This window comes from Paenibacillus sp. BSR1-1, from assembly GCF_030403775.1.
In the GTDB taxonomy this organism is placed as follows: Bacteria; Bacillota; Bacilli; order Bacillales; family Cytobacillaceae; genus Neobacillus.
This window is the reverse complement of the sequence record NZ_JAQMWQ010000006.1, coordinates 211,932-237,860: the sequence shown is the minus strand read 5'-3', so window position 1 is coordinate 237,860 and position 25,929 is coordinate 211,932. Positions and strand designations below refer to the sequence as shown.

At 38.4% G+C, this 25,929-nt stretch carries 22 protein-coding genes; 4 read left to right on the top strand and 18 right to left on the bottom strand.

The window, feature by feature from the left end:
* Positions 1 to 57 precede the first annotated feature (57 nt).
* The 6 genes from PH210_RS12700 to pruA form a co-directional block, all read right to left on the bottom strand.
* Complete coding sequence (locus PH210_RS12700) at positions 58 to 345, bottom strand: hypothetical protein (RefSeq protein WP_289985795.1); 288 nt, start codon at positions 343 to 345, stop codon at positions 58 to 60.
* Complete coding sequence (locus PH210_RS12695) at positions 346 to 1,788, bottom strand: amino acid permease (protein ID WP_289985793.1); 1,443 nt, start codon at positions 1,786 to 1,788, stop codon at positions 346 to 348.
* A gap of 335 nt (positions 1,789 to 2,123) precedes the next feature.
* The gene (locus tag PH210_RS12690) at positions 2,124 to 2,378 is read right to left on the bottom strand and encodes a biotin/lipoyl attachment domain-containing protein (RefSeq protein ID WP_289985792.1); all 255 of its coding nucleotides are present in this window, start codon (positions 2,376 to 2,378) and stop codon (positions 2,124 to 2,126) included.
* Positions 2,379 to 2,464: 86 nt separating this feature from the next.
* Positions 2,465 to 3,757, bottom strand: a complete 1,293-nt coding sequence (locus PH210_RS12685; RefSeq protein WP_289985791.1) for a Glu/Leu/Phe/Val family dehydrogenase — start codon at positions 3,755 to 3,757, stop codon at positions 2,465 to 2,467.
* A gap of 45 nt (positions 3,758 to 3,802) precedes the next feature.
* Complete coding sequence (locus PH210_RS12680) at positions 3,803 to 5,005, bottom strand: ornithine--oxo-acid transaminase (RefSeq protein ID WP_289985790.1); 1,203 nt, start codon at positions 5,003 to 5,005, stop codon at positions 3,803 to 3,805.
* 26 nt (positions 5,006 to 5,031) lie between these two features.
* Positions 5,032 to 6,576, bottom strand: coding sequence for an L-glutamate gamma-semialdehyde dehydrogenase (gene pruA / locus PH210_RS12675; RefSeq protein WP_289985788.1), 1,545 nt, complete (start codon positions 6,574 to 6,576; stop codon positions 5,032 to 5,034).
* A 214-nt stretch (positions 6,577 to 6,790) separates the two neighbouring features.
* Here pruA and PH210_RS12670 point away from each other — a divergent pair, with 214 nt between their 5' ends.
* The gene (locus PH210_RS12670; protein ID WP_289985787.1) at positions 6,791 to 8,209 is read left to right on the top strand and encodes a sigma-54 interaction domain-containing protein; all 1,419 of its coding nucleotides are present in this window, start codon (positions 6,791 to 6,793) and stop codon (positions 8,207 to 8,209) included.
* 416 nt (positions 8,210 to 8,625) lie between these two features.
* Here PH210_RS12670 and PH210_RS12665 read toward each other — a convergent pair whose 3' ends face one another.
* Both PH210_RS12665 and PH210_RS12660 read right to left on the bottom strand, forming a co-directional pair.
* On the bottom strand, positions 8,626 to 9,354 hold the full coding sequence (locus tag PH210_RS12665; protein WP_289985786.1) for a hypothetical protein: 729 nt from the start codon (positions 9,352 to 9,354) through the stop codon (positions 8,626 to 8,628).
* A 186-nt stretch (positions 9,355 to 9,540) separates the two neighbouring features.
* A complete protein-coding gene (locus PH210_RS12660; RefSeq protein WP_289985784.1) occupies positions 9,541 to 10,533 on the bottom strand; it encodes a VanW family protein in 993 nt (330 codons plus the stop codon).
* A 267-nt stretch (positions 10,534 to 10,800) separates the two neighbouring features.
* On the opposite strand from PH210_RS12660, the gene PH210_RS12655 reads away from it, so the two are divergent.
* On the top strand, positions 10,801 to 11,118 hold the full coding sequence (locus PH210_RS12655) for a hypothetical protein (RefSeq protein ID WP_223587903.1): 318 nt from the start codon (positions 10,801 to 10,803) through the stop codon (positions 11,116 to 11,118).
* A gap of 171 nt (positions 11,119 to 11,289) precedes the next feature.
* Here PH210_RS12655 and PH210_RS12650 read toward each other — a convergent pair whose 3' ends face one another.
* Complete coding sequence (locus tag PH210_RS12650; protein ID WP_289985877.1) at positions 11,290 to 11,910, bottom strand: molybdopterin-dependent oxidoreductase; 621 nt, start codon at positions 11,908 to 11,910, stop codon at positions 11,290 to 11,292.
* Positions 11,911 to 12,254: 344 nt separating this feature from the next.
* Between PH210_RS12650 and PH210_RS12645 the strand changes: the two genes are divergently transcribed.
* Positions 12,255 to 13,133 carry an alpha/beta hydrolase gene (locus PH210_RS12645; protein ID WP_289985780.1) on the top strand — a complete coding sequence of 293 codons (879 nt, stop codon included), beginning with the start codon at positions 12,255 to 12,257 and terminating at the stop codon, positions 13,131 to 13,133.
* A 119-nt stretch (positions 13,134 to 13,252) separates the two neighbouring features.
* Here PH210_RS12645 and PH210_RS12640 read toward each other — a convergent pair whose 3' ends face one another.
* From PH210_RS12640 to PH210_RS12610, 7 genes are all read right to left on the bottom strand, one after another.
* Positions 13,253 to 13,705, bottom strand: a complete 453-nt coding sequence (locus PH210_RS12640) for a nucleoside deaminase (RefSeq protein ID WP_289985778.1) — start codon at positions 13,703 to 13,705, stop codon at positions 13,253 to 13,255.
* A gap of 24 nt (positions 13,706 to 13,729) precedes the next feature.
* A complete protein-coding gene (locus PH210_RS12635) occupies positions 13,730 to 15,271 on the bottom strand; it encodes a xanthine permease (RefSeq protein ID WP_289985777.1) in 1,542 nt (513 codons plus the stop codon).
* Positions 15,272 to 15,323: 52 nt separating this feature from the next.
* The gene (gene arcC / locus PH210_RS12630; RefSeq protein WP_289985776.1) at positions 15,324 to 16,307 is read right to left on the bottom strand and encodes a carbamate kinase; all 984 of its coding nucleotides are present in this window, start codon (positions 16,305 to 16,307) and stop codon (positions 15,324 to 15,326) included.
* A gap of 22 nt (positions 16,308 to 16,329) precedes the next feature.
* Positions 16,330 to 17,493 carry a tetratricopeptide repeat protein gene (locus PH210_RS12625; protein WP_289985775.1) on the bottom strand — a complete coding sequence of 388 codons (1,164 nt, stop codon included), beginning with the start codon at positions 17,491 to 17,493 and terminating at the stop codon, positions 16,330 to 16,332.
* 90 nt (positions 17,494 to 17,583) lie between these two features.
* Positions 17,584 to 19,011 carry a YlbE family protein gene (locus PH210_RS12620; protein ID WP_289985772.1) on the bottom strand — a complete coding sequence of 476 codons (1,428 nt, stop codon included), beginning with the start codon at positions 19,009 to 19,011 and terminating at the stop codon, positions 17,584 to 17,586.
* 2 nt (positions 19,012 to 19,013) lie between these two features.
* Entirely contained in the window at positions 19,014 to 20,561 is a 1,548-nt protein-coding gene (gene fdrA / locus PH210_RS12615) for an acyl-CoA synthetase FdrA (protein WP_289985771.1), read from the bottom strand.
* Positions 20,555 to 21,442: an oxamate carbamoyltransferase subunit AllH family protein gene (locus tag PH210_RS12610; RefSeq protein WP_289985769.1), complete on the bottom strand. Its 888-nt coding sequence runs from the start codon at positions 21,440 to 21,442 to the stop codon at positions 20,555 to 20,557. The genes fdrA and PH210_RS12610 overlap by 7 nt, the downstream gene beginning before the upstream one ends.
* Before the next feature lie 218 nt (positions 21,443 to 21,660).
* Between PH210_RS12610 and PH210_RS12605 the strand changes: the two genes are divergently transcribed.
* Positions 21,661 to 23,373, top strand: coding sequence for a PucR family transcriptional regulator (locus PH210_RS12605; protein ID WP_289985768.1), 1,713 nt, complete (start codon positions 21,661 to 21,663; stop codon positions 23,371 to 23,373).
* 43 nt (positions 23,374 to 23,416) lie between these two features.
* On the opposite strand, the gene PH210_RS12600 is transcribed toward PH210_RS12605, so the two are convergent.
* Both PH210_RS12600 and PH210_RS12595 read right to left on the bottom strand, forming a co-directional pair.
* Positions 23,417 to 24,640 (bottom strand): amidohydrolase family protein, encoded by a 1,224-nt coding sequence (locus PH210_RS12600; protein ID WP_289985767.1) that lies wholly within the window; start codon positions 24,638 to 24,640, stop codon positions 23,417 to 23,419.
* Positions 24,641 to 24,661: 21 nt separating this feature from the next.
* Positions 24,662 to 25,900: an amidohydrolase family protein gene (locus PH210_RS12595; RefSeq protein ID WP_289985765.1), complete on the bottom strand. Its 1,239-nt coding sequence runs from the start codon at positions 25,898 to 25,900 to the stop codon at positions 24,662 to 24,664.
* Between the last annotated feature and the right edge of the window lie 29 nt (positions 25,901 to 25,929).

The window sequence follows — 25,929 nt, the reverse complement described above, 5'->3', positions numbered from 1 at the left end:
AATTCATTTGTAAAGAAAAATAGTGACGAAATTTTCTATCGTCACTGATTTTTTCTATTATTTCATTTTTAGGTCGTTTTTTTGGCGTTTAATGAACTGGTCTCGCTCACCGCCATCTGATAATACCTCTTTGAACGCATGATTTGCTTTGTCCCCCAACAGCATTTCTGATGACCGAATTGTTTTTGGCGGCAAATTATTATTAGGAGCAGCCTGCTCATTCCAATCTCCCATGTCTATCACCTCAATTTTATTGTTTGAAGTTTGGATAGAAATATCCAAAAAACCGCTTGGAATCCCAAGCGGTCTAACAAATTGGCTGTTGATTTGCGCTCCAATCAACAATTAGATGATCATTTTTTTGTTGTCCTGAAGCTGAAGTTCTTGTTCTTCGGTCCCATCCTGTTCACGATTCTTTTTAATTTTAAAATGATAGATCAAGTAACAAGCAGCCACAAACGGAACTCCAAGATATAATGCCAGCCTTTGGTCAGGGTCGAAAGCTAGACTTACAAGAACGGAAACATTTAAGACTAATGCAATAATCGGGAGAAGTGGAAAAAAAGGTGTCTTAAATTTAAGATCTTCCACTTTACCGCCTTCGCGAATAAACTTTCTCCGGAAAGCAATTTGTGAAGCTGTAATGGAAATCCATCCCACTTGTGCTCCTAATCCTGCTACGGAGAGCAGCCACATAAAGACTGTTTCTTCTGCAAAAAATCCTGAAAGTAAGGATAAAAGTGCAATACCGATTGTAAAAAATAAAGCGTTAAGTGGAACTCCACTTTTGCTTACTTTTGTGAGCTTTGGACTGGTCATTTTTTCTTTAGACATCGCATAAAGCATACGTGTTGCCGCATAAAGACCTGAGTTCGCAACAGATAGCAAGGCAGTTAGAATAACAAAGTTCATAATATCAGCGGCATAAGGGATACCGATACTATCAAAAACGACAACAAATGGACTTTCGACAACTCCCGCTTTTTCCATCGGAATTAACCCAGCTACTACAAAGATTGCTAATACGAAGAAGAACAGTGTACGCCAAACCGTTTGTCTAATTGATTTTGGAATGGTTTTCTCCGGGTCATCACTTTCACCTGCTGCGATACCAATTAATTCGGTCCCTTGGAACGAAAAGTTGACCGCAAGCATGGTAACAATTAGTGCAGTGAATCCGTGCGGCATAATCCCATGTGCTGTAAAATTAGATAAAAATGGTGCAGCATGTCCGCCTTTCATGTGAATTAGACCGAACATGGCAGCGCCGCCTAAAACAATAAACATAATAATGGCTAAAATTTTAATGCTGGAAAACCAAAATTCTGCTTCCCCAAACGCTTTTGCTGAAAGTGCATTTAGTGCAAATAATAAAATGGCAAAGATCGCACACCAAATCCAAATCGGTGAATGAGGAAACCATCTTTGCATAAGCTGACCGGCAGACAATAATTCTAGCGCAACCGTAACAGACCACCCGAGCCAGTATAGCCATCCAAGTGCGAAACCTGTTCCTGGTCCAATAAATTTAGTCGTATATGTTTGGAAAGACCCTGAGACAGGCATGGCTACGGATAGTTCACCCAGACATACCATGGTCAAAAACATGATTAAGCCGCCGACAATATAGGAAAGAATGGCACCTGTTGGTCCTGCTTGGCTAATCGTATATCCTGAGCCAAGGAATAGTCCTGATCCGATAACTCCTCCAAGTGAAATCATAAACAGATGTCTGGACTTCATCGTTCTTTGTAATTCATGTGATGCATTGTTTTCCGGTAAATTCATTAAATTTCCTCCTTGTTCCCTTGATGAAGAATACGCTTTCAAAATTAAGACGAATTATGATAAAATAGGATAATTTTTGTAATAGAAAGTTTTACACCTTCCTGTCACAAATGAAAGATTAAAATATTTGTCGAAATTTATCAACGACCAAATCTTTCTAAATTAATCACTATTTCTACTTTATATAAATGCAATTTCTATGCCAACTTTCTAAATCCTAATTTATGAACATTTTTCGAACAATTATGCCAATTTTTTTTGCAGATTTTATAAATATTTTGCACTTTGAATGCAAAAATACTCTTCCCATAAAAAATGGGAAGAGCATCTTTTTTTTAATCACTGCCTGTAATTAATAGATCATCTTGAATAATTGCTAGAGAAGTTTCTTTGGTAACTCTTTGGCCCTGCTTTACATGCAGCGATGTAATATGACCGCTTATGCCAATCGAAATCTCTTCAATCTTACCATTATGGGTTTTAATTAAGAACAATCTTTCCCACTCATACACATGATTGTTCTCTTTAGTTAAAACTTTTTCTACGGTGCCGGAACAAGGACTGTAAATAGTTTCCATTACCATTCGCAAATTTTTTCACTCCTATAATGATTTCGTTCGTCATTGCGGTTTTTGCTAATAGGCGAAAGTTAAGTTACCATAAAAATTTTACGTTTTTATACCCAGCCGCGGAACCTTGATGCCTCGGCCACTTTTTTAATACCAACCATATAAGCAGCTAAACGCATATCTACTTGGTGTGTTTCAGCAGTTTGATAAATATTTTCAAAAGAACCAACCATAACCTTTGCCAGTTTTTCATTCACTTCTTCTTCTGACCAATAGTAGCCTTGATTATTTTGCACCCATTCAAAATAAGAGACTGTTACACCCCCGGCACTTGCTAAAATATCTGGAACAAGCAGGACACCACGTTCTGTCAGAATTGTTGTTGCCTCAAGTGATGTTGGTCCATTTGCCGCTTCCACAACGATGGATGCCTTAATATTCGCTGCATTTTCCGCCGTAATTTGGTTGGAAATGGCTGCAGGAACAAGGATATCACAGTCTAATTCAAGCAGTTCTTTATTCGTAATCGTATTTTTAAATAATTGTGAGAAAGAGCCGAAACTGTCCCTTCTATCGAGCAAGTAATCAATATCTAATCCGTTCGGATCGTAAACAGCACCATTTACGTCAGAAACAGCGACAACTTTTGCTCCGGCATCATGCATAAATTTCGCTAAGAAGCTTCCGGCATTCCCAAATCCTTGAATAACAACGCGTGCCCCTTTTAGCTCGATACCTTTTTTCTTGACCGCTTCTTCAATACAGATGGTTACGCCTCGGGCAGTCGCAGTTTCACGGCCTTGTGATCCTCCTAAAACAATCGGTTTTCCAGTAATAAACCCTGGTGAATCAAACTCGCGTAAACGGCTGTACTCATCCATCATCCAGGCCATAATTTGCGAATTCGTGTAGACATCCGGAGCTGGAATATCTTTTGTTGGACCGACAATTTGACTAATGGCACGAACATATCCGCGGCTTAATCTTTCAAGCTCTCTGAAGGACATTTTACGCGGGTCGCAAATAATACCTCCTTTACCGCCGCCATATGGAAGATCTGTAATTCCGCACTTTAAGCTCATCCAAATTGATAAAGCTTTTACTTCTTCTTCGTCTACCTCAGGATGGAAGCGGACGCCGCCTTTTGTTGGTCCCACTGCATCATTATGCTGAGAGCGATATCCAGTGAAAATTTTAACCGAACCGTCATCCATTCGAACCGGAATCCGAACTGTTAATAAACGAATTGGTTCTTTCAATAATTCATACATTTCGGTTGTATAGCCTAATTTATTAAGTGCTTTTTGGATGACTGTTTGTGTTGATAAAAATAAATTTAATGATTCTTGCTCTTTTTGCTGGTCTTTCGTAATTTCATCTACCACTTTGTTAGCAGACATTTCGGCACCCCGTCGTATTATAAGTTATGGTTTATTTAAAAATTATTACGATAATACTGCTTTAATTTTTGCAATGGCCCAGTCGATTTCTTCTTTTGAAATGACTAGCGGCGGCGCAAAGCGAATTACGGTATCATGTGTTTCTTTACATAATAAGCCTTCTTCTTTTAATTTTTCGCAATATGGTCTTGCTTCTTCTGTTAATTCAACACCGATAAACAAGCCTTTACCGCGTACTTCTTTAATCATCGGATTGTTAATTGTTTTTAATTGGTCAAGGAAGTATTTACCTAGTTCCAAAGAGCGTTCCGCCAATTTTTCTTCTTCAATGACATCTAATGCTGCCAGGGAAACTGCGCAAGCAAGTGGATTTCCGCCAAATGTGGATCCATGTGAACCTGGGTTAAAGACGCCTAAAACATCAGAGTTAGCCACAACACAAGAAATTGGGAACACTCCGCCTCCTAGTGCTTTTCCTAGGATCAACATATCTGGCTCCACTTCTTCCCAATCACAGGCAAACATTTTTCCTGTACGCGCTAACCCAACTTGGATCTCATCAGCAATAAATAAGACATTGTTTTCTTTACATAAATCTGATGCTGCCTTTAAAAATCCTTCAGGTGGTAAGAGAATTCCAGCTTCACCTTGAATTGGTTCCATTAAGAAAGCTGCTGTATTTGGGGTAATTGCTGCCTTTAACGCTTCAAGATCACCATAAGGAATCAATTTAATTCCTGGAAGCATTGGTCCGAATCCACGCTTATACTCAGGATCAGAGGATAATGAAACAGCACCCATTGTCCGGCCGTGGAAGTTTCCTGTACAAGCAATAATCTCAGCTTGATTTTCAGTAATTCCCTTTACATCATAACCCCAGCGTCGAGCAGCTTTTAGAGCTGTCTCAACCGCTTCTGCTCCTGTGTTCATTGGAAGAGCCATATCTTTATTTGTCAGCTTACAAATTTTTTCGTACCATGGTCCAAGCTGATCATTATGAAAGGCACGAGATGTTAAGGTCACTTTATCTGCTTGGTCTTTTAATGCTTGAATAATTTTAGGATGGCGGTGCCCTTGGTTAACGGCAGAATAGGCACTAAGCATATCCATGTAACGATTACCTTCTGGATTTTCTACCCATACACCTTCTGCTTTAGCAATTACGATTGGCAGCGGATGATAATTATTTGCACCGAATTTGTGAGTTTGTTCAATAATTGTCGTTGATTTTGTTGTTGTTCCGTTCATATTCTTTTCCTCCTTATTTACATGCCTTAGAGCATTTCTGATGTTGTTTTTGCCTGCATATGAAGCAGTAAGTAATCAGGACCGCCTGCTTTAGAATCTGTTCCTGACATATTGAATCCTCCAAATGGCTGATAACCAACAATTGCGCCGGTACATGTGCGGTTAAAATAAAGGTTTCCAACATGGAATTCCGCGCGGGCTCTTTCAATATGTTCGCGGTTGTTTGAGATTAATGCCCCTGTTAAACCATAGTCTGTATTATTGGCAACCTGCATCATATGGTCAAAATCACGTGCTTTACAGAATGTCACAACCGGCCCGAAAATTTCTTCCTGCATCAGGCGGGCATTTTCATCTAGATCCGCAAATATCGTTGGTTGAATGTAATAACCAGTTGAGTCGTCTCCTTCTCCACCAGTCATGAGCCTGCCTTCTTCCTTACCAATTTCGATATAGTTCATGATTTTCTTGAACGATTTCTCATCAATTACTGGTCCCATATAAGTTTCAAGAGATTCCGGGTTTCCTAGTTTAAGTTGTTTCGTTAAGGCAACAGCTTTTTCGAGTACTTCATCATAAACATCCTGATGAACGACAGCCCGAGAGCCTGCAGAACATTTTTGACCTGAGAAACCAAAAGCCGAATAAACGATGGATGCTGCAGCTAAATCTAAATCAGCATCATTATCGACAACCACTGTGTCTTTACCGCCCATTTCTGCAATTACACGTTTTAACCAAATTTGTCCTGGATTTACCTTGGCAGCACGCTCATAAATACGGCAGCCCACCTCACGTGAACCTGTGAAAGATACAAAACGTGTTTTCGGATGGTCCACGAGATAATCACCAATTTTTGCGCCACTGCCTGGGACAAAGTTTAATACACCACTTGGCAGCCCTGCTTCATGCATTAACTCAACAAATTTTGCAGCAACAATCGGCGTAGAGTTTGCTGGCTTTAATAGAACGGTATTACCAGAAACAATTGCTGCCACTGTTGTACCTGCCATAATCGCTAATGGGAAATTAAATGGTGAAATAATGATCCCGACACCTAGTGGTATATAGCTAAATTGGTTATATTCCCCAGCACGACTTTGAACTGGTACACCCTCTTTGATTTTCAACATTTGTCTGCCATAGTATTCAATGAAGTCAATCGCTTCCGCTGTATCAGCATCTGCTTCTTTCCACGGCTTTCCTGCTTCTTTTACTAGATAACTAGAAAATTCATGCTTTCGGCGGCGCATGATGGCAGCAGCTCGGAATAAGATATTAGCTCGGTGCTCCGGTTTCCATGTTTTCCAAGTTTCAAAAGCTGTCAATGCCGCAGTCATCGCTTTTTCCGCTAATTCTTGATCTGCCATTGAAACGCTGCCAATCACCTCTTCTTTATTAGCCGGATTAATAGAAACGATTTTTTCTTCGGTCGTAATCTTTTCACCGCCAATGACCACTGGGTAATGAGTTCCTAACTGTGATTGGACATATGCTAGTGCCTCTTCAAAAGCTTTAATATTCTTTTCATCTGCGAAATTTGTAAATGGTTCGTGTGTATACGCTTGCATTTTTTTACCTCCTTTTATTGTTCCGTTAAAACATTATGCAAGTTCCGTGCCAATATTATTTTTGCGGTGTTATTGGGTTCCTGATAATCAGGCCGCCATTATTTTTTGCACAATACCGCATAATTTTTACCATAACGCAAAATTATTTTGCATTATTACGTTTTTTTTGATTAAATAGGTGCATAAAGGATTAAACAAAGGGAATGAAGTCATCATGGAAAGTACAAATCATACCATCCAATACTTACAATATTTAAATCGGATGTATAAACGGATATTAGATGAGGTCGATGTCGGGGTACATGCCGTCGACGAAACAGGCAGGTCGATTATTTATAATAAAAAAATGATGCAAATGGAATCCATGGATTTTCAAGACGTTATCAATAAAAAGTTATTAGATGTGTTCATGTTTAAGGATGACCAATCTAGTACTCTCGTAAAAGCACTGCAGGAGGGCAAGGAAACTGCCAACGTTAAACAAACCTACTTTAATAATAAAGGCCAGGCAATCACAACGATAAACAATACTATCCCTATTTATCAGGGTGATGCCCTGCAAGGTGCTGTGGAGATAGCAAACGATGTGACAAAATTAGAACGTCTCATGAAAGGAAATTTGTATAAGGGGTCTACGAGGTATACCTTTGATAAAATTATTGGAAAAAGTCCTGCTATTCGAGAGGTTATCGAAGCTGCCACCCGTGCAAGTCGTACCTCTTCTTATGTATTAATTGTCGGCGAGACCGGCACAGGGAAAGAGCTTTTTGCCCAAAGTATTCATAATGCCAGCGGCCGGTTATCTGCTCCCTTTATCTCGCAAAACTGTGCAGCCTTACCTGACAATTTAATTGAGGGCCTGCTTTTCGGAACGAAACGAGGTGCGTTTACAGGAGCAACGGATCACCCAGGATTATTTGAACAGGCGGAAGGTGGCACGTTACTGCTTGATGAAATCAATTCATTAAATTTAAATCTTCAAGCAAAATTATTGCGTGTTCTTCAAGAAAAAATGATACGGCGCATAGGGGATACCAAAGATACACCTGTTGATGTTAGAGTCATTGCCAATATAAATGAGGATCCGATTGATGCCATCGCCAATAATCATTTGCGAAAAGATTTATATTACCGCCTTGGTGTGGTGACTATCTTTATTCCGCCATTAAGAGAAAGAAAAGAAGATATACCGTTATTAGTGGAGCATTTTATTGAAAAATATAATGAACGCTTCCAAATGAATGTAAAAGGATTATCTGAGGAGGTTAAACAATCCTTCTTTGAATATGAATGGCATGGTAATGTCCGTGAATTAGAGCATATTATTGAAGCGGCAATGAACATTATAATGGATGAAGAAATTATTCGTTACTCCCATTTACCCTATCAATATCGCAGCAGAATGCAGCTGAAAGAGCGGATGATCCCCCTCTCAACTGTAGATACATTTATAAATGAAAATGCAGATACCACGGTTCCATTAAAGGACCAATTGGAATTATTTGAAAAATCTTATATTGAGCATGTCTTGAAAAAAAATGATTTTAACATTTCAAAGACGGCGGGACTTCTAGGTTTAAGCCGGCAAAGCCTGCAATATCGGATGAAGAAATTAAACATTGAGAATAGCTAAAAAGATAAGCCTTCAGGCAAAAAACGCTCACAAAAGTGAGCGTTTTTACATATAAAATATTATCAAACAATAATAAAGAAGTTTGATAATGGAAAATATAAGCATAAAAATTCCATTTTTCCCCCATACTAATGTAAAAAGATGAGGTGAATTAAATGGGACTTCTCAACTCATTTAACCAATGGAAAGAGACCAGATATCAAAATCATGTTTCAAATATGAAAGACCAAGGCAAATGTCCTGATTGCCAAGGCAGAGGCTATACAGTTTATCCTTATAATGAATTTGCATATTTTAATTCCTTTGAATGTCCAGGGTGTCAAGGCAGCGGCAATTATACGGACTGGGAGGAAATGAGGTAATCCTTACAAAAACCTTTCACAGCTCTATTGCAAAATAGAGCTGTGAAAGGTTTTTTATATTAACCCCAACCTAATAGCTTTGTTAATTTTTTTTTCTAATTTAGCCGATATCTTTCCCAGTTGTAAAGCATCATGCAATTCCTCTTTTGTTAGAGCTGTTTCTTCATCGTCAATCTCTTCTGATATGACAACTTGAAAATCGTCCTGCAGTTCGATAATCGAGTCAAGTCCTAAATACTGATCAATCTCCTGAAGATAATTTGCTTCTGCACTCATTTCTTTTGATGCTTTACGAATCTCCTTAGTAGTTTTATTAAAATCTTTTTTTGCATGTTTTAATTCTTTAATAAATTTATTCTTGGCTTTGATTGTATCTTGAAGATAATCATATTTCGCCTTCATTAACTGATATTTTAATTTTTTCTTCTCTTGGTCAATTTCATCTACATATTGCTTTTTTAAGTCATTAAGCTTTGCATGAGCGGCTTCAAGTCGTTTTGCCATAATCGTATTGATTTCATCAAGCTTTTGATTTAATTCATTCATTGTTTCTTCTACCCGATTTAGATCCCTTTTCACTTGATCATATACTTCCTGTGTTGTTTCACCGCGTTTAAATGCTTCTTCTGTTTTCAGGAAGCGAACCTTGACATCCTCAAAAACCATTTTTCTTACTTCAAATTCTTCCAAAAGCCCATTCTCAGCAGTCTCAAAACTTTCTTTCACTTTCATCGCTTCTTCAATATAGTTTTGCATCATTGAGGAGTAATTACTTTGATCCATCCCACAGTTCCCCCTTCACCCACAAAAATATTTTTTCTATAGACGATTTCACCCATTATTAATCAAAATATGCAGTAAGACATATGATGGTTTAATATTCAAGAATAAATGGGTTTACTTCCTTTAATAAAAAGACCAGCATCTTAAGGATGCTGGCCAAAGGTTAAAAAACTAAGGATTTCCTATTTAAATTGCTTTCTTAATAAGACTTTTATATTCTTTTGAAGTTCTTACTTCAATTGTAAGAGAACCTTTTCTTACAATAGCTTTTAAGACAATCGGAACACCAGTGGTATTTTTAAATCGAAAATCTTTACCTCCATAGGATACTGTAGCATCCCTTCCTTCAGGAACGTATCCTACATGAAGGGAATGATGATGCTTTTCAATATAGCTGACAGCTAGCTGATCAATGGCATTATACAGAGTTGAAGAAGTCTGACAAATCCCGCCGCCATAGCCATCGACTAATTTCCCATCCTGAATCTCAGGTGCTTTTTGATAGCCGTGGGCTGCATCACTTGGGCCAACGGTTGTATTATAAGAGAAGCTGTCTTGGACACCGATGATTACATTATTAATAGCAGCTGCGGATAAAGCAATGTTTTTTGACCTGCCAACAATCCCGCTATTAAAATGGGTCGTATATGAAGCGACAACTGTCTCCCCTAAATGGGATACGTCTTCCACCTTATAACCACTGGCAGTTACATATAGCGGGACTTCAACATTGCCGCCTGTTTCTGAAAGCTGGAGGATCTTTCCTGTTAATTCATCCTCATCTAGAATGGTTTGAGGAGTCCCCTTGATCACCTGGCCATTTGCATCCAATTTATCAAGAATCATTCTTTTATCATATCCAGGGGTATCTTTTGTTCCCCTTGCAAAATCCTTCGCTATTTTTGCTATTTCGGCTTTATATTTTTCAATGTCGGTTTTAAATCCCATATCCTTTGGAGAAAACGTTTTTATAGTCGCTTTAGTATTCGGGTCGATAATATTAACAAAAACAGGTTTCTCTTCCTCTTGTTTTTTAGGTTCATCCTTCTTAACCAGTTTCTTCACTTGCTTTTCCGTTGCATGTGCTACTTTTTCTTTTGTTGTTTGCAACGAACAGCCAGCCAAACCTATTAAACTGACTCCTAATAAAAATGAAATTGCCCATTTTAATTTTTCCATTTCCCCCAGCTTTTCCCCTTCTGATTTACGTCGTTTTAATCTTAGACGTTTTCACACTCAATTTTGTTTCAATAAAATTCCAAAATACTGCTATGAAAAAAGGAAACTTGTATCTTTAGTTTTTAATTCTATCACTTTACCAAAAATAAAATAATGACAAAAGTACTAAAAAGGAGTAAAAGTCATTATCTATTTTCCCTATGAATATTTAAGGGATATTTGCAAATATTAGCATTAAACTGGAATTTAATTGCGGGGGTGCTAAAAATGTCTGTTTATGTTTATCAGACGTTTGAAATCAAACAGGATAAATTTAAAGAGGGGATTGATAATTTAAAAGAAATCAAAAAATTTCGGAATGAAAATTATGACCATAAGGTTGAAATATTGACTCCCATATCCGGAGAAGATCATACATATGCACTACTATCGACCTATGAAGGATTAGCAGAAATGGAGCTTCAAAATAAAAAGATGTTTGATGATGAAGAATATTTGAAGCTTATAGGTGATTTCTTTCTAGAAAATATCATTCAAGGCAGTATGTATACGCAAATATACAGGGCGTTAAACGAAATGAAATAGACTAAATAAATATAGAACATACCATCAAAGTATGTTCTATATTTTTAGTTAGTAAAACGGCTATTTCATCCAGCATATCAAAAGCCCGATATAAAATACCCCAATGAGATTTTTGTCGTTTCTTATCCCCTTGTTTTTTAATTAATTCGTGAATTTGGGTCTGTATTTCATTTATGACAATTTGAATCCGCTGGAAAAGTGAGTTGATTCTGACATCGAACTAGGCTGGCCGGCATGCTGAAAAGGTCCAGAGCCTGGTTTTCCTATTTTCCCCATAATCAAATGCATGGAATTTACCGTCTCATTGGAATTCCTTCCCAAAAAAACAATGACGTCTGTTAAATCGACATCTTCTTCACAGGCAGGAGGCCCATCCGACCCAAAGGTTTGAATTAGCGACCAATCAGCCGTTGCAGTACATTGCCTGGTATTGGCATCGACATGATGCATTCGAAGCCGAGCACATGTGATTTTTGCAATGGAATAATATTCTTCAAGATAGGCTTGGCCAGTATGATAGAGCGCTAAGTCCCCCGGACCCTTCCTCTTTATAACATCCTTAGTTTTATCAATTAATAATGAGTAGGCGTCTTCCCAGGTGGCTGACAGAACCCTGCCATTATGACGAATTAATGGTGACTTTAAGCGGTCAATACTATTATTTGCCCACCACTGTTTCTCTCCCTTTGGACCAAGTCTTCCTCTATTTATTGAATAATTTTCATTTCCCATAATACCCACGATTTTGTCGTCCTTTACGGCAATGAAACACCCACAGCCATTCGAACAAATATTACACTTTAGGGCTGCCTGTTTCCATGCGATATGGCGGGAATAATAATTGTTTGTAGGAAAGGTCTTTATGAAAGGGATTCATATCTACACTCCTTTTCCTGTCTATTCAACGATTATGATTAATTTTATTCTTTTTTTTGGCTTTATTACTTACTTAGTTGGAAATGAACGCAAATGCACTGGGTACTATACACAAAGAGCTCTATTGTACAACTTGTATAAATGAAAGGCTTCTTTTTTGGTCCGCGTGGACGATGAATTATTTGCTTTTTGAGAATACAATTTTTAATGAAAAGGATTTAAAATTAAAAACAAAATTCAACTTGGACGTGAGAATAGGTATGAAGGATACATTAATATACAAACAAATTGACGATTGTTCCATTAGGGCTGATTTTTATGGAACGAGCCTTGAGAACTCTCCAGTGGTTATTTATATTCATGGGGGCGGACTCGTTTGGGGAACAAGAGAAGAAATAACAGAAGAAATGATTAAGCTGTACACAAACAATGGGATATCTCTTTTTTCAATCGATTACCGATTAGCCCCAGAGACAAAACTACAAGATATCCTTGAGGATGTTGAAGACTCCCTTCATTGGCTGCAAACAGAAGGAGCAAAGCGATTTTCTATTGATCCAAAACGGATTGCAGTAGTGGGCAGTTCAGCCGGTGGATTTTTAGCACTTTCTACTGGGACATTTAAACATAAACCGCGTGCAATTGTCTCCTTCTATGGATATGGCGATCTATTAGGCAGCTGGGCAGCAAGTCCGAGTAAATATTACCTTGAAAAGGACCTTGTTCCGAGAAACCTTGCTAATGCACTAGTTACCGACCAGCAAATTTCAAAGGCATCTGTAGAGCAGCGATTCCTCCTCTATGTGTATGCAAGGCAACACGGCGTTTGGGTTGAAGAAATCACTGGTGTTAATCCTGCTTTCAATAAAGAAGCACTCCGTCCTTTTTGTCCCATACACAATGTTACGAAGGAATATCCGCCAACACTTTTGTTACATGGTACAAAAGATAAGGATGTCCCTTTCGAGCAGTCTGTTTTTATGAGAGCTGCTATTTTAAAACAGTCCGTCGAAGCAAAGTTAATTACAATCCCAAATGGAGAACATGTATTTGATAAAGAATTCCACAATCCCATTGTTCAAAGTGCATTAAAACAAGTCATTGAATTTCTACATACTCACTTTACAGGAATAGAGTAGCACTAAAAAAAGGCTCTGTTAAACTTTGTTGTTGATAATCAACATTGCCATTTAACAGAGCAAAAAAAACGACTTTAACATTCATAAATTTGAATATTAAAGTCGTTTTTATGAATTTTTTACTTCTCGTTTAACTTTTGAAAATGCTCAAATAAATAATCGCAATCCTCTCTTGGTTCTACTTTAAGCATTTTTATAACGCTAACATCTTCACCATTTAAATATTTGCGCAGGTGCATATCTGAAAACCCATGCTTTTCAGCATCTTCTTTCGTATTAACATAGTAAACCTTTTTAATCCCCGCCCAAATCATGACAGATACACACATCGGACATGGCTCACATGTTGCATACATTACACAATCTGACAAATCAAAAATCCCTAATTTTTTACAAGCTTCTCTAACAGCAACCAACTCTGCATGTGCAGAAGGGTCTGTATCTCTCATCATTGTATTGCTTACAGCGGCAATGACTTCACCATTGCGTACAATTGTGGCACCAAATGGTCCGCCAATTTTTTTATTCATTCCTTCAATCGTTGCATCTACCGCCATTTTAATGAAATCCATTGCCTAATTCCTCCAAGTTTACTTTTACTCTGTTACAGGTCCGATGTTTTCTTTCTTATTTACATAGAGTTTATATGCTAAAAATCCTGCAATTAATAGATATCCCCAAACGAAAGGCATAGCCGTTGTTTGGGCAATTCCGATTGTGTTTGTATGAATAGCACCAACAAAGGTTAAAACTGCCCCTATAAATGCAGCTATTATGCCCCCAATTGGCGTGTTACGGATCGTAAATATAGCTATACAACCCCAAAGAACACTAGTAATAGGAGCACCATTACCTAGAGCAACCAAGCCATCGTAGAAAAGTCCAGCATTATGCAGGGCATGTGCAGAAACTTGATTGGCAGCAGTTCCAACCGACATACCAGTAGCTGAAATTGCATTATTAACAGCCGTTAGGGCCCAAGTAGCCACCCATGGGAAGAAACATACAAATATTACTGGAACTTCAAATTGCGGACTGTTTTTGACAGCTTGATGCCCTGTTACAATCGCTATAAATACGAGCATCGGAACAATAGCCGCTATTGGGATAACAGCTAGCAACAGACCCATTAGACTTAAAATCGATAATATGAATATGGCAACAGAGCTAGCAATAGAATAGCCTATACCTGCACCAACTTCTTTCCAACCTGCATGACCTACATATACTGTTACTGGGAATGGGTTACCACAAAGGCCGCCTATTGCAGAACAAATACCATTTGTAAGCATAACGTCTCTAGTCTTGTATTCATCCCCACAAACAGCAGCAGCTTCAACGTTTTCTAGATTAAAAATGTAGTTTGCCAGCCCTAGAGGTACAGCAGTTAATAAATATGGCAGAGCAGCGTCGATATGGTCGAAAAGCCCATTTAAATGCAGCATAGGAGGATTAAAGCCAAATGATTTCAGAGCTTCACTAACCTCAGCAGGACTTTGATATCCAAATATCCAAGCAATTGCAGTTCCAATTACGATCAATAATAAACCCGTAGGTATTTTCTTTAATATTGGATGTTTACTTAACCAGTTCATGAAGATGATGATAATTGCAACAAATGCAACAACTGGCATTTCAAACGATTGCAGCATTGGGTTCATACCCAAGAATACAAATGCCAAACCTGCCAAAGCTGCCAGCAATACAGTTCTTGGGACGAACTTTCTAAGAGTATCACCCAGGAATGCACCTATTATTAGCATGGTAGCTTCAAAGAAGCACCAAAGCACACCGACTGTTGTTGTAAAAGCAGCATCCTTTGTTTGATGATATAGAGGAAGCATAATAACAAATACGATAAGAAAAATACCAGGTGAACTAGAACCTGATGGTAGTGCGGTAACATCTTTTCTACCTGTTTTCTTAGCTAGTTTATATGCAAAATAAGCAAAAACAAGGCCAGATAGAAGGACAGCAAAACCAAAGCCGGGAACAATTTGTTTAAAAACAAACTCTTTTGGCATCCCAACTACAGTAAGTAATAATGAGATCATAACCAAAAAGTCGGTCAAAACATTAACGAACAAACCGAAGGAAGCTGCAAAGTCTCCTTTTTTCCATAAAGCTATATTTCCCATGTAAAAATCTCCTTAAAAATGTATTCTTTCTTATTGCAGCTATATTGAAAAATCATTCATTTTTTAAATTATCAGCAGATTCTTTTTTTTTTACAATATGGGTTCCTGCTTTTTCTTGAATCGCATCCCTTAGACTTTCTGGGTTTGTGATGATGACCCTGGAACCTCCCTTTTCCAAAAAGTTTATACTTGCTTCAATTTTGGGAAGCATGCTGCCTTCAGGAAAGTGACCTTCTGAAACATACTGTTTTGTTTCTTCAATTGAAATATTTTCAAGCGCCTGTTGATTTGGCTTGCCAAAATGAATGCAAACTCTCGACACGCCTGTCGTAATAATCAATGTATCTGCCTGAACTTGTTCAGCTAATAGGCTTGTTGCAAAGTCTTTATCAATAACGGCATCAACGCCCACATACTTATTGCTTGCTGCTTTAACTACTGGAATACCGCCGCCGCCGACAGCAATGACAACAAAACCGGCCTCGATTAAGGTTTTTATTGCGTCTTTTTCTACAATATCAATTGGTTTCGGTGACGGTACCACTCTTCTGTAACCACGGCCGGAGTCTTCAATAAAGATCCAATCCGGATGTTCTTTCTTCATTTCTTCTGCTTGTTCAAAAGTAAAGAATGAACCTACAGGCTTCGTTGGATTTTCAAAATTCGGGTCATTTGCACTAACTGCAACCTGTGTAATAACAGTAGCCACTTTTTTGTTAATGCCTCTTTTGGCAAATTCATTAATCAAAGCTTGTTGAACTTGATAACCGATTCCACCTTGAGTTTCGGCACCGCAATTGACCAGGGGCACTTCCGGCATTCCGGCAACTTCATTGGCTATTTCAGATCTTCTTAGACCGAACCCTACCTGTGGGCCGTTACCATGTGTAACAACCACGTTTAAGCCTTCGGCAACCATATCAGCGATATTTACTGCCGTTTCGCAAACAGCTTCATATTGATCTTGAACGGAATCACGTCCATTTTCGCGGACTAATGAATTCCCTCCGATTGCGACAATCACTAATTTTTCCACTGCGTTCTCTCCTATCAGTTTTCTAGTTGTTTAATAATTTAATAGACTGCTCTTTATGAAGGTGATATAAAGGGTTCGATGGGTCATGTTTAATGGCATTTTCAATTGCTTCTATCGCTTCAATATGTCTCCCTAATGATCTTAAACTGTTAGCCTTGTGGAAGGAGAAATCATAGCGATGTGGCTTTATTGCAAGCAGCTTATCCATTTCCCTTACTGCTTCCTCATGTCTGCCCAATTCTCTTAAATAATTAGATTTGTGGTAACGATAAAACGTTTCATCAGGGTTTAATTCACAAGCTTTATCATATTCTGTAAGCGCTTCCTTGGTTTTGTTCATTAATCTTAAGCAATTTGCGGTGTAGAAATAGAAATCAAGATCATTGGAGTTGATTACTAAAGCTTTCTTGAACTCTTCCAGCGCTTCTTCGTATCGCTTTAATTCTTGCAAGCTGTATCCTTTGTAGAAATAATAATCAAGAGTACTTGGGTCCTCTGAAAGAGCTTGATTGATTACTAGGATTGCATCTTCAAAGCTATTTTCTTTATATAGCTTTTTGGCAGTTTGAATCGCTTGGTTATTTTCTTGATATTCCTTTTTAAGAATTTTAACTACTTTATCCTGCATTAATTCTTCGGCATGCTGAAGGGATGATTTTCCGTCTCGATCTGGCAAAGTCACATCTGCCCCTGCTTCCACCAGAACTTCTATAATGTTAGAGTATAATCGGCCTCCATTACCCAAAATCACAGATTCTAGAAGTGCTGACCAGCCTAAATTATTCACATGATTGACAGGAACTCCTGCATCTAAGCATACTTGAACTGTCTTTAAATACCCTTTCTCACTTGAAGGTAATAGGGCTGTACCTCCAAAGCGATTGACACTTTCAAGGTCCGCTCCATACTTTAACATCAGGCTAAGAATTTCATGAAAACCATTTGCACCAGAACAAATGAAAGGAGTTAGCTGGGTAATATCTCTGGTATTAACATCACTGCCTGCTTCTAACAACAGTTTTACAGCATTTGATTGATTTTTTTGAGTTGCAGCCATTAACGCTGTTCGCCCATTTTCATCTTTAAAATCAACACTGGCGCCGTCCTGTATTAATCTTCCTACAGCTTCTGCATCTCCCTGTTCACTTGCATAGATAAGTTCCATATTTAAGGATCTGTTCTCCATTTTTAACCGCTCCTGTTCTAATATCACCAACACTGCTCCAATGACGCATTTGGGGAAGTTACCCTTCTCTTCCCCAATACGCGCAATGGATTAATGAATATTTTCGCTTAAGGTCAACATTGCTTTCTCAAAAGCTTCTACTGGAGGATGAGTAATCCCCGCACCAATCATTCCTATACCTGCCTCTTTATGGGCAATTGCAGTATTAATAATTGGCATAATTCCGGTTTGAACAACCTTTCGAACATCAATTCCAGTTGGAATACCCATAAAATCAAGTAAAGGAATTGTCACGTTAGGGTTTTGCTCTGTGGTGATTTCCTTCATTTTAGTTGTAAAACCGATCGCTTCTTCCACGGTACCACCTACTAATGCCACAATTGCTGGTGCAGTTGCCATTGCAAATCCGCCGAATCCATATGTTTCAGTGATAGCACTATCACCGATATCAAGTCCGGAATCCTCCGGCTTGTAACCTGCAAACATTGGACCAATTACTTTTTGTGCTGGGCCAGTAAACCATGTGTTTCCTGCCATTCCACTGACACGGATACCGAATTCTACACCGTTACGGGCCATAGTTGTCACAATGGTACTATTTTCAATACCATGGGCAGCATCTAGGGCACATTTCGCCATTGCCATCCAGGTTGGACCGGAGAAATAGTCGCTGCTTGCCACGAAATCCAATACTTCCTTCTTCTGCTCGATTGTGTAATCTGTTTGCAAAATATAAGGAGCTAATGCTTGGATTAATAGGGTTGTTCCAGCAACATTCCGGTTGTGGCACTCATCTCCCATATGAAGAGCCTGTGCAAGCATCAAACGTAAATCAATGCCATCTGAATTTAGTTTCATAGCATCTCTTAAAATAGGACCAAATACATCGCGCATCCATATTAATCGATCGATGACACTCTGATCATTAGCGCCCATTCTAAGAATTTTTGCTAGTTGTTCACTTAAGTTTGTATAGGCAATATTGCCATATGTTTTGTTCTCAACGATATGCATGAACATTGATGCAGAAGTAACGCCAGCCATAGAACCAACACAGTTGTGTTCGTGACATGGTGAGAATGTAATTTCACCAGATGCAGCAAGCTCAGCTGCTTCCTCTAAATCCTTGGCCAAGCCTTCAAATATCAGTGCACCGGTAACAGCCCCCTTCATAGGACCATTCATTTTATCCCAAGTGATTGGAGGTCCGGCATGAAGAATTGTTGTTTTTGTCATACCAGGAACACAGTTAATCGCTTGATCATAACCGATTAATACTGGCTGCGAATTTATGATTCTTTCAACTGCCAATTTATTAGCTTCTTCAATTTTTTGCATAATAGCTGGATTTTCAAGTTTATCAAGTGCCGCAATTAAAGCAGGATTCCCTCTTCCAGGAGGTGTCCAATCTATATGAATGACTTGTGCACCTTGTTGTAATAAATCTTCTTTGAATGACTCAATTCCTACATTGACTACATGTGGCTTGCTTTTAAAAAGTTCATTAATCTTACTCATGACTATTCTCCCTTCACAACAAATTCACGAGCCAATAAACCTGCATTCTGCATGCTGCTTGCATGAGTTACATCAGCGGCCAACAGTTTATTAATTTGCTCTTCATAATCTTGCGGATCTAATTCTGTACCAAGTACATATCCAATGATTTCTAAATGTCTTCCTTCTTGTTCTGCCTGTTGTTTTGCTTCTATCATTGCAGGAAGGAATGCTCCGACTGGATCTTCGTGAGCACCGTAGCCTAAAACAAAGTCCATAACGATAACACCAACGGATGGATCTTTTGCTTCTTGAATAAACCTTTCTAGACGAGTAGACGGATCAATCATTGGGTGCGGCTTACCTTGCGTGTATTCATCATCGCCAAAGTCGATGAATGTATGCTCCTGGCTTGTAAATCTATCTTTCAAACGAAATTCTGGATTTCTTTGAATGTTACTGTATACATTGTCAAACTTCTCCATTGCCGCATGCATTGCTTCATCAGCCAACGTTCCTCCACTGAAAAGTCCACGAATATATTTCTGTTCCGCAGTTAACTTTGTGCGAACCTCTTCGATGAGCGGAATATTTAATGCTCGTTTATTTAACTTGCTTTCATCTGCACCAGCTAAAAGTACTGCTTTAAGTGCAGCTTCTTTGGACATTTTTGCAAAATGGGCGCCCGCAGCAGTAATCTTTTCTTCATCACCGCCAACAAACCAAACGACAACCGGTTTTTTACATAATTTAATTTTTGCTAATACTTTCTCTTCCACGCTAGATGCAGGCGGCTTTGAAACAAGAACGATTACTTTTGTTTCTTCATCGTCTTCAAGTGCTTGAATACCATCAAGCATCATGATTCCTCCTACCTCTTCTTTCAAATCTCTTCCACCTGTACCGATCAATTGGGAAATTCCGCCGCCAAATTCGTGGATACGTACGCTTACCTCTTGGCTGCCAGTTCCAGATGCTCCAACAATACCGATGCTTCCTTTTCTTACTGCATTTGCGAAACAGAGGGCTGTATTGCCAATAATCGCTGTTCCACAGTCAGGGCCCATCATTAATAAACCTTTTTCATGAGCTATATGCTTCAATTCAATTTCATCTTCGATGCTTACATTGTCGCTGAACATCATGACATGTAAATCATTCTCAAGAGCCTTTCTTGCTTCTCTGGCTGCATAAGCCCCATTTACAGCAATAATTGCCAAGTTGGCATCTAGGTTATTTTCAGCTGCAGCGGAAATCGTGGAATATTTAACATCACTTTTCCCTTTTTTGCCCGAATCCTTTTTAATAAATAAATCATTAATTTTCGCGAAAGCGGTTTCACAAAGTTCGTCAGTTTCAGCTTTTACGACAATAATTAAATCACTTGTGCCAGCTGCCTCCACTTCAGGTGTCAACAAACCGACATTTTTCATAACCTCTTTATTCATTTCTGTTCCCATTGCAATAATGGCCTGTTCCACACCATCAATTTGATTTGCTTTCGTTGATAGCGACATTAAAGATACGGAATCGAAATATGTGTTTGGCTTAATTAATGCTTGAACTAACATAGTTTACCTCCTGCTTTTATATTGGCTTCTAATCCGCAGACAAGCCCTAAGGCTATATCTGTCCCAGATGAAGAACCGATGTCTAATACTTTATTTAAAGAGAGAATTAAGTCATCCTCATTCTCAATTAACAAGGAGTTAACCAAGGAAATGATAGACTCTCTCACTTTACCAATGGATGCTTGCTTTAAAGCTGAATAGCTGATGTCATTCGTTAAAGGTTTGGCCTTCATTGTTACTTTTTCACAAAAAGATCTGTGTTCATAAAGGGGACTGTGCTCCATCTGAAGGGTTGTAAATAATCCTGTTAAGAAATCATCCCCTGATGGTGTCAAACCAGGTCCAAGTCCTATCAGTGATACGGCATGTTTAATTGCATGGTCCATTCGATTCATGGCTAAATCATATAAAAGAGATTTAGTTCGTTGTTCTAGCATATTGCATGTTTCAGCTTCAAATGGGTTTAATGGTATGAGGTGTTTTTTTATCCCCCCGCCTTTACCTCGACAATCAATGTATTCCCTTGCCCTCCTTACATTGTGAAGGAGGATTTCTTCATTGTTTGGATACGGCGGCAGTATGCTTTCCCAAATATTTACTCGACTTATATTTAAGGCGAGTTTATTTGAAATGTATAAGATTCTATCTTCCACAAACACCCTGTCATTTACCTCAATGTTCCATTGACTAGTATTTTCTGTATCAACAATTAACGTATTTGGCGCATTATCAATATATCTGCATGCAATCGTGTATACCTCGCCGCTATCAAAACATTGAATATTAAAGGTCCGCTTAAATGCACTATGAACAAATCCTGAGAAATTAGAGCCATTCAATCTCTTGATAAAATCGACATCACCAGATAATATATTTCTCACGAAAAACACCTCATAGATCCAGACTTTTTAGCTCTAATTTCTAATATTCAAATTGAACCCCCTTACAAATTTCATTTGACAATTTAAAACCCTTACATGATTATTTTAGTAATAATGCATAAGACAGTCTTCGTTTAATCAAACCAAAAAGCTCTATTTTCATATGTGCATCGTGCACAATGAAATGTGTGGAATTTTTGACAAGGGAGTGGTAAGAATTGCTGCGGGTTAAAGATCTTTTTGAAATAAAAGCTATCGATGGCTTAAAAATAGTGGCAGGTGAAAAAGGAATTAATAATGAAATATCATTGGTTAACATAATTGAAAATCCAGAGGCCTTTGATTGGCTTTCGCCTAATGAACTTCTATTATCAACCGGATACATTTTTAAAGATAATACAGAATTGCAAATTAGAATTCTTAACGAGCTTTCACAAATCAATTGTGCCGGCCTTATTGTAAAAATGAAGCGATACTTCGAGACTCTCCCGCAAGCTATGATCGATCACGCTAACAAGTTAGGCTTGCCATTAATCGAGTTACCTTTTGAATATACATTATCAAGAGTTATTTCTATCATTAATGAAAAGGCTTCTGGAAGATACGACCTGTTGAATAGAAAAACATTGGACATGCATAACTTGTTTTTTAGAATAACCCTTGAAGGCGGCGGAATTGAGAAAATTTCTTCAATGCTGTCGGAAACAATTAATAATCCGATTATTTTAGTGGACAATGATTGGAAATTACAACATTATACTGAGCATGTCGATAACAAAATCCCGCTCGCCTACTGCCTTGATTTAGTCAAAAACAGACCTGTTTTCAAAAAAGATTTCATTGATTCTATTCCACACAATATCAGTGAAATGAAGAAATCCATTAATCGGATGTATCAATTAGAAGGGATGGAGATAAAATGCCGCATTCTGCCTGTTGCTGTATCAAATAATATTTATGGGTATATCGTTGTTTGGCAGACAGTGCGTGAATTATCGGAGTTTGACTCTATTATTTTAGAACAGGCGTCAACCAATATGGCGTTAGAAAGGATTAAAGCAAAGGAAATCGAGGAAGTAAAATTAAAAATCAGGGAAGATTTCTTTGATGATTTATTAACTGGAAAAATAACCTCCAGTGAAACCATCCAGACCTTGAGTGAATTGCATGGGCTAAATTCTAGTTATAAATACTATTGTATCGTCATTGATATTCAGTCAAAGGAATTGGAAAAATATAATGACTTCATTGCACGAAAAGTCCAATTGGAAATCCGAACCAGAAAATGTGTGGACTTAATCTATGATCATTTAAATTTAGCGAATGGGGAGATTACTTGTTTTTATCGAAATAATCGCATTATCATTTTAAATGGTCAGAATGAACATAGACCGCCGATTACTGTAGTCGAAGCGAAGCTTTACGGTTCAAAAATTTATGATATTCTCAAAAAACAATTGAATGATACCACCCTATTAATTGGAATTGGAAGACAGTATGAAAAGATCCATTCGCTGCACAAAAGTTTTTCAGAAGCTAATGAATCCTTAAGACTGATGCAAAAATTTGATGAACGCGGCGGGATATCTCATTTTGAAGATCATTCCGTTTATTATTTCCTAGACTCCAATATTAAGGATATAGAATTAGAAGACTTTTTTATGAAGCATCTTGGAAAAATCTATGAACACGATCGATTACACGGAACCAGTTATCTTTATACATTAGAGAATTATTTTTCAAATAATCTTAATACCAGTGAAACAGCGAAAGCAATGTTCTTACACAGAAATACGCTCATTTACAGGATTGAAAAAATAAAGGAAATCTTAAAGACCGATCTAAAAAATTCTGAGGAACTGCTGCAAATTCAACTTTCTTTAAAGATATTTAGACTTTTAAATAAAAACTTACGATTAGATTCAAAATGAATGGTCCCGTCCAAATTCTAGACGGGACCTTTTACTATAACACTTATTGAAGTTGACCAAATACCACTTTCCCTTTAAAGATAACAGCCTCACGTTCTGGTGTTCTGGCAACGGCCTCTGCTGAACAAGAAGCATTCAATAGAACAAGGTTGGCATCCTCACCGTTAAGCGGCCAGACCATTTCTCCATTTTTAGTTAATGGTGTAGGTCCGCCTGTTGCAAATTTTAACGACTGGGCAAGTGATCGTTCATCACTTTTCCGATATAGCTCACAATATTTTGTTACTTTTTCTAATAGATCTCCTGTTCCGTATGGGCCCCATGAGTCATAGAAGCCATCACAGCCAAGAAAGACATTGACTCCCTTCCGTTCAAATAACTCGATTGGCGGTAATGTTCTGTTTATGGGGATAGTGGACATGATTGACATACCTAGATCACTTAATTTATCAGCGATTTCTTCTTGCTGCGGGAACGGAACATCACCTAAACAAAAGGCATGGCTGACAGCAACCCGGTTGTGCCATTTTGCGTCTGCTGCCAATTCTGCTAATTTATCGACTGTATAAAAACCAACATGGCCGCCGTCATGCAAATGAATATCAACATCAGCATCAAATTCTACTGCAAGGTTCATAACCTCATAGAGAGACTTTTCGATATTATGATCAATTCCGGCTGGGTCTAAACCGCCAACTAGATTGGCACCTGAACTCATCGCCTCTTTCATTAGCGGCAGGACATTCTCTCTTAGAAGGCCGTGCTGTGGGAAGGCGACAATTTCATAGGTTAGTTTATCTGAATAATCCTCAAGAGCTGCTTTGACGCCCTCTAAATTTTTTAAACCGATATAGGGGTCAATATTTACATGAGTTCGAATATGTGAAGCACCCTGTGATAGCAGTAAGTCGATCATGGCACTTGCCCGCTGTTTAGTGGTTGGCGCCAATTCCGCTAGCTCCATCGCTTCAAGACGTAATCGTTCTTCCAAATTCTTGGCCGGTATTGGGGCTTTCCAATTTAGTGAAAGATAGGTTTTATCTAAATGGTTATGCATTTCTTTAAAAGCTGGCACCGCTAAATATCCTTTTCCATCAACTGTTTTCTCGCCAGATGGAATGGAGAAACTACTCTTCTGTTTTTCGACTATTTTTCCATTTTGTATTTTTAAATGAAAAAGTTCTGTCTTTGTTTCATAGACTCCCTTTTCATCCTGGACGAAGCCTGTTTCTAGCTGTACATTTTTTAACCAATATGAGGTTGTCATCAAATCTCCTCCTTTATTATCTTAAACTCGTACTGAATCTACTTCTGTCAGCTTGCTTTCAACTTTTTTTCCTTTAAAAAACAACGCTTCTACGGTTGCCCTTCTTGCAACAGCCTCGGCTGAACATGATGCATTGACGAGCATCATGGTTGCCTCATCGCCAACCTTTGGCCAGACGCGCTCTCCTTTTTCATTAAGTGGCGTCACACCGCCAGTTCCGTACTTAAGGACAGTTGATAAAGAATATTCGTCGCTCAATCGAAATCTTTCGGCAAGAGTTCCCAGCTTTTGGATTGTATTGCCTGTTCCAAACGGGGACCAATGATCCGTAATACTATCATGGCCAACAGAAACGGGAACACCTAATTTATCTAGGGTTGGAATCGGAATCGTAGCCCGATTAATCGGTACTGTCGTCGTCACATCCATCTCTTGATCTTTTAAAATGGCAGCCATTTCTGTAAGTGCTTCCCCATTTAAATCGCCTAATGCAATCCCATGGCTAACGGTGGATCTTCCTTTAAGCCCCGCTTCCTTTGTATAATGCGCCATCCTTTCAAAGGTAAATGCCCCTAAGGTGTTGGGATCATGAAGATGAATGTCGACGCCTTTATTATTTTCAACCGCAATATCAAAGATGGTATATAAGGATTTTTCAATATTACGGTCCACTGTTGCAGGGTCAACTCCGCCAACTAATGTGGCACCATTCTTCATGGCATCCCGGATGAGCTGCACTGAATCACTTTTTAATAGTCCATGCTGTGGAAATGCAACAATATCATAGGTGAGCACATCCTCGTATTTTTTTAAGGCATTTACAGTTGCCTCTAAATTTTTCAAACCGATTACAGGATCCACATTACAATGGGTGCGAATATGGGTATGTCCGTTTTTCAAAAATAATTCAATCATTTTCTCCGCTCGTTCTTGAGCAGTTGGAAGCAGCTTCGGAAGTAATTCTTTCTCCTCTTCCAATCTAGTAAAAATACCGTTCGTGATAGGTGTACAGGCTTTCCATGGTCCGCCATAATAGGTTTTATCGATATGGATATGCATGTCCCTTAAGGAAGGAAGCAAAAGCATACCATTAGCATCCTTTTGCATTACGTCAATTTCAGGCTTTATATTTGTTATTTCAGTAATAGTACCGTCTTCAATCTTCAAGTGGCAATGTTCGGTTTCTGTACCGGAAATACGATCATTTTCATATGTAAAGCCTTTTTCTAAGCGGACATTTGTCAGCCAAAATGTGGTCATCCCAATTCCTCCTAATTTAAATTAGGAAA